Source organism: Nitrosospira briensis, assembly GCF_900115125.1.
Lineage (GTDB): Bacteria > Pseudomonadota > Gammaproteobacteria > Burkholderiales > Nitrosomonadaceae > Nitrosospira > Nitrosospira briensis_A.
The window spans coordinates 1-5,493 of the sequence record NZ_FOVJ01000014.1; the positions used below are offsets into that span (position 1 = coordinate 1).

At 51.9% G+C, this 5,493-nt stretch carries 5 protein-coding genes; 3 read left to right on the forward strand and 2 right to left on the reverse strand.

The genetic code is table 11. The annotated features are described in order from the left end of the window. Nucleotides 1-182, reverse strand: a 182-nt coding sequence (locus BMZ14_RS15670) for a methane monooxygenase/ammonia monooxygenase subunit C (protein WP_371265781.1), incomplete at its 3' end; no start/stop codon positions are given. A gap of 358 nt (nucleotides 183-540) precedes the next feature. Here BMZ14_RS15670 and lolA point away from each other — a divergent pair. The 3 genes from lolA to serS are packed head-to-tail and all read left to right on the forward strand — an operon-like array spanning nucleotide 541 to nucleotide 3,886. After that, nucleotides 541-1,164, forward strand: a complete 624-nt coding sequence (gene lolA / locus BMZ14_RS14490; protein WP_074798838.1) for an outer membrane lipoprotein periplasmic chaperone LolA — start codon at nucleotides 541-543, stop codon at nucleotides 1,162-1,164. Continuing rightward, complete coding sequence (locus BMZ14_RS14495) at nucleotides 1,157-2,470, forward strand: replication-associated recombination protein A (RefSeq protein WP_074798840.1); 1,314 nt, start codon at nucleotides 1,157-1,159, stop codon at nucleotides 2,468-2,470. The genes lolA and BMZ14_RS14495 overlap by 8 nt, the downstream gene beginning before the upstream one ends. Nucleotides 2,471-2,521: 51 nt before the next feature. Further along, nucleotides 2,522-3,886, forward strand: coding sequence for a serine--tRNA ligase (serS, locus tag BMZ14_RS14500; protein WP_074798842.1), 1,365 nt, complete (start codon nucleotides 2,522-2,524; stop codon nucleotides 3,884-3,886). A 12-nt stretch (nucleotides 3,887-3,898) separates the two neighbouring features. Here serS and BMZ14_RS14505 read toward each other — a convergent pair whose 3' ends face one another. After that, complete coding sequence (locus BMZ14_RS14505; RefSeq protein WP_083396817.1) at nucleotides 3,899-4,468, reverse strand: peroxiredoxin family protein; 570 nt, start codon at nucleotides 4,466-4,468, stop codon at nucleotides 3,899-3,901. Between the last annotated feature and the right edge of the window lie 1,025 nt (nucleotides 4,469-5,493).

Genomic DNA, 5,493 nt, shown 5'->3' on the forward strand with positions numbered 1-5,493 from the left:
TACCAGATCCAGAATATCGCGACCGCCAGCATCGTGATCAGTCCAAACTTGTACCACCTCGAGTCGTACCACTCCGACATGTCATAGTCGCGACCCCCGGACTTAGACTTCGCGTGGCTTGACGTTTCTAACGTTGTTGCCATATTGTTTCCTCCTCTGATAGTTGAGAATAAAACCAACATTCAGTTGACGGCAATACGGTAATGGGCAATATTTCCGCCAGCGAAGTTTAGACTTTGGTTTTTCACATCGAGTTCCCATTTTTTTGAAGTCTTGAACGAATATCTCAAGAAAAATTCCTGTCCAAGATGTGCTTCTGTTTTTCGACAGACAATACCCATCAGGATAATGCCGTACACGCGGGATGTTTATGGCCTGGACAACAGCAGAAGCGTTAAAATCACGATCGCAGCAGTAAGCTACCTTACCGTCCCCGGTTTCCAGTAGCTAACGCGGTTGCGCTGCCGGTCACCCGAGTTGAATCGACCCGCCTTCCAGAACAGGAAAAGCCGTTTTTAATCCTTTATCCAGGAAATACTCATGAATTTTTCGGAACGATGCTGGTTTTTTCTCCTGTTCTCTTTATTCAGCGCTGCTGCCGAGGCTGACGCGATCAGCAGCCTCAAGAATTTTATGCAAAATACTCGCACTTTCCGTGCGGAGTTTACACAGACGGTTCTCGACAGGAATGGACGTGTAGTACAAAACGGCGGCGGTACGATGCAATTCGAGCGTCCCGGCAAATTTCGGTGGGTTTACGAGAAACCGTACGAGCAGTTGATCGTCGGCGACGGCGACCGGATATGGTTTTACGACCATGACCTTGACCAGGTAACCGTCCGCAAGCTGGACGTCGCGATCGGCAGCACTCCCGCCGCGTTACTTGCCGGAAGCAGCGATATCGAAAAAAGTTTCGATCTGTCTGATCTCGGCCTGCAGGGAGATACGGAGTGGCTTGAGGCAACGCCCAAAGCCAGGGAAAGTACGTTTGAATGGGTGCGCCTTGGATTTACGCGAGGAGGCGTTCTCAAGGCAATGGAATTGCACGACAATTTCGGCCAAACCACGGTGCTTGGGTTTTCGCGGCTCGAAAAAAACCCGCGCCTCGCACCGGAATCGTTCAAATTCAGTCCCCCCGAAGGTACGGACGTGATCAGTGACTGACCTGTTTGAACAAAACGAGCCTGCGGCGCCGCTGGCGGAGCGGCTGCGTCCCAGCGAACTGAAAGACGTTGTTGGGCAGTCGCACTTGCTTGGCCCAGGCAAACCCTTGCGCCTTGCGTTTGAATCCGGGAAGCTGCATTCAATGATACTGTGGGGCCCGCCCGGTACTGGTAAAACCACATTGGCGCGGCTTATGTCGGTTGCGTTTGATGCTGAATTCATCGCCTTGTCCGCGGTGCTGGCCGGGGTCAAGGACATCCGCGAAGCTATTGAGCGGGCAAGAATCGTGTTGCAGCAATCGGGGCGCCACACAATTTTGTTCGTGGATGAGGTTCACCGCTTCAACAAATCGCAGCAGGATGCATTTCTACCTTATGTAGAACAAGGATTGATTACATTCATTGGTGCCACGACCGAGAATCCTTCATTTGAAGTTAATAATGCGCTGTTATCGCGAGCCCAGGTTTATGTGCTCACTGCCTTGTCCGAAAGTGAACTCCGTACCCTGTTCGAGCGCGCGACGAGCCTTGCATTGCAGGGATTGGTGTTTACCGATGAGGTCCGGTCTCTGCTGATCGATTATGCCGACGGGGACGCGCGCCGTTTACTCAATTTTCTTGAGCAAATAAAAATTGCGGCGGCAACCGAGGAAGTGGCGGAAATAGGGGTAGAGTTTGTGCAGAGTGCGCTTTTTCGTGGCGCCCATCGCTTTGATAAAGGGGGAGATGAATTTTACGACCAGATTTCGGCGCTTCATAAATCCCTGCGGGGATCAAGTCCGGACGCAACGCTTTACTGGATGTGCCGCATGCTGGACGGAGGCGCCGACCCGCGTTATGTCGCGCGTCGCCTGGTTCGCGCCTCTGTGGAAGACATCGGTCTCGCCGATCCGCGCGCATTGGGGGTAGCGCTGGAAGCGGCCGAGACTTATGAGCGCCTCGGCAGTCCCGAAGGCGAACTGGCTTTGGCCCAGGCCGCGCTCTACCTGGCTTGCGCGCCAAAGAGTAATGCCGCCTACCTTGCATATAATAAAATGCGGTCTTTTATCGACGGCGACAAATCCCGCCGCGTACCGGAGCACTTGCGTAATGCACCCACCAGGCTTATGAAGGATCTGGGCTTCGGACGAGACTACCGTTATGCTCATGACGACCCCGAAGCCTATGCCGCCGGGGAAAATTACTTTCCGGAAGGCATGCCGGAGGTTAAATTTTACGAACCGGCCATGCGGGGATTCGAAGCTAAAATTGCGGAAAGGCTGGCACACCTCCGCGAGTTGGACAAACAAGCCAAGAAAAATGAATAGATCGCCCATTAGCGCTCGAACGCTATCCGGCAGAAGCTTTTTGGAGTTGAGATGTTAGATATTCAGCTGCTGCGCACCCATCTGGACCATATTGCGAGGTTGCTCGCCACGCGCGGTTACGCCTTTCCAATGGCCGAGTTCGGCGCGCTGGAGGCAGAACGCAAAAACCTTCAGACTTATACCCAGGAACTGCAAGCGCGGCGCAATGCAGCCTCCAGGCAGATCGGGAATGCCAAGAGCAAAGGGGAGGATGCGACAGGCATTCTCGCGGAAGTGGCGAATCTTGGGGACGAACTCAGGCAGGCGGAAGCTCAACTGCAAGATACGCAAGCGGCATTGCAGCACATATTGCTGCAAATTCCCAATCTGCCGCACAGCAGTGTGCCAGAGGGCAAAAACGAGTCCGATAATAAAGAGGTCCGCCGCTGGGGAACGCCCCGTGAATTCCATTTTTCGGTGAAAGACCATGTCAGTATAGGCGAGGCGCTTGGGTTGCTGGATTTGCCAACCGCGACAAAGCTCAGCGGTGCGCGGTTTAGTCTGATGACCGGCAGTCTCGCCCGCCTTCATCGCGCGCTTGGGCAGTTCATGCTGGATACCCATACACATCAGCATGGCTATACCGAGACGTATGTGCCCTACCTGGTCAATGCGGAAAGTTTACGAGGTACCGGGCAGTTGCCTAAATTCAAGGACGATTTGTTCGAGATTCCCCGTAAAAAAACGGCCGTGGTGGAAACTCTCTCCAGGAATGAAGATCCTCACGGTGCGCCGGGCGGCCCGAAATGCGAGTATGAAGATGATGATCTGTACCTGATTCCCACCTCCGAGGTTCCGCTCGCCAATGTTGTGCGTGACCGGATTGTTGCGCTCGAGTCGCTCCCCATCAAACTTACCGCGCATACACCATGCTTCCGCTCCGAAGCGGGGAGTTATGGCAGGGATACGCGAGGCTTGATCCGCCAGCATCAGTTCGAGAAGGTGGAACTGGTGCAGATCGTGCACCCTCAGCAATCCTACAAAGCCCTGGAAGAGCTTACCGGGCATGCCGAAACGATTCTTCAGAAACTGGACCTGCCTTATCGCGTAATGGCGCTTTGCACGGCCGATATGGGTTTTGCCGCGACAAAAACGTACGATATCGAAGTGTGGTTGCCGGAACAGAATACTTACCGCGAAATCTCTTCGTGCAGCAATTGCGAGGCGTTTCAGGCGCGCCGCATGCAGGCACGTTTCCGCAATGAGAAAGGCAAACCGGAACTATTGCATACGCTCAATGGCTCGGGGTTGGCGGTGGGACGAACGCTGGTGGCGATTCTGGAAAATTTTCAAAACGCCGATGGAAGCGTATCGATTCCCTGCGTTCTGCAAGACTATATGGGAGGCCTCGACCGGCTCGAGGCAAGCCAACTGTAGATCGGATAATAATCAGACACTGCATCCATCTGCATCGCAAGCGGGGTTTCCGCCGCCTGCCGGGGCGGCTTCAGCGGTGGCGGCAGATTCATCGGCTTCCTCTGAAAGCAATGCACCAATGGAGAATCCGACTGTAAGGTCGCTCACATGCCCGAATTTATGCAAGCGGATCCGTCCCGTTTTGTCGATCAGAACGAGGGTGGGTGTCCCTTGCATCTGATACGCTCGCATAGTCAGCGGAATGCCTTGCGGCTGGTCTTCATACTTGTCAATACCGATCGGGAAGCGCAGACGGTACTCGTGCACAAATACCTCGAGCGCGTCACGGCCCATCACGTCGTGGTGTTCAAAAACGGTATGCAGTCCTATTACCGCCACCCGGGCGGGATCAAACTCCTGATATATTCTCTGAGCCTGGGGAATACCGATCTGTACACAGCCCGGACAGAAGATTTGGAAAGTGTGCAGCACAACCACCTTGCCGCGTAACGAGGCGAGCGTAAGCGGGTGAGGGGTATTGAGCCAACCCGATGTCTGTAGTTCCGGCGCTATGCTTGCCCTGATGCCACCAGTTTCCACCATTCTTTATATCCTCAAAAATATCGCATTATAAGGAAGAAGTCGAATAAGTCTACGTGGATGCTGTATCCGCTTCGCGGGATGGAGACGTATGGAAAAACCCAAGCCAGGGATGGGGCGGCGAGACTATGACAATAACATAAAATAGCATATCCGGGTTCGCCAATGCCACAATTCAAATAGGGTAAAATTCCCACAATTCAAAGAAGGGAAAATACCGGTTTTTAGAATAGGGGCATTATTAATTTTGACTAACAAGGCGGCGTTACCGTCTTGTACGCTCCACCTTGGTGTGGTAGAATTTTTCCGCTTCAAGTAGGAGTGCCTGGGGCGGAGCTTGCCGGATACAGGGAAACTTCAGGAAGTGGAATTGGTTTTGATAAAAAAAATAAGAATAATAATGTTGAATCAACGCAATAGGTGGATTCAAGACGATTTTTATTTTATGTATTCTGGTTAATAAAAAAAGTAACGCGCCAGCGTACATATGGTGAAACATGATGAACGTATATAGTCATCTCGGAAGTTTTGTCTTCTTTGTATATTTGATGACGCATTATGATATTAGCAAGGAATCCATCGTTCGGATTTGATAACGGCGGGACGTTAAATTTATTTTTTGTTTTTGTTGAAACCAGGAACTTATGGAAATGCCGTTATTCTTAATCTTAGAATTCGCAATACATTCATAGAATAACACAATTACCGACGTTGGCAATAGGGCTATTATACGGAAAATCGAGTAATAGCGATGCTGGCGTCCGGCTTTTCCATGGTGCCGAGTAGGAAAGTATTCTGGAAGCCAGTCCGTGGACCAGATAAGAAATTCGAGAGATTTTAAGAATATTGGCTCGTACTGTATTCAGTAATCAAGTGGGGGAAAATATGAGCAGTAAAGCAGCAGCAAGCATAATGGGGATGGTGACGATCGCATTGTATTCCGGGCTGGGAATGGCGGCGGCGGACCCTCACCAGTTGAATTTGCCGGAGCCGCAGACGATCATAGCCAGGCAGATATATGATCAGCA

Excerpts from the sequence above, each read along its gene's own strand:
- lolA (WP_074798838.1), top strand. The coding sequence starts at position 541 with ATGAATTTTTCGGAACGATGCTGGTTTTTTCTCCTGTTCTCTTTATTC.
- serS (WP_074798842.1), top strand. The coding sequence starts at position 2,522 with ATGTTAGATATTCAGCTGCTGCGCACCCATCTGGACCATATTGCGAGG.
- BMZ14_RS14505 (WP_083396817.1), bottom strand. The coding sequence starts at position 4,468 with ATGGTGGAAACTGGTGGCATCAGGGCAAGCATAGCGCCGGAACTACAG.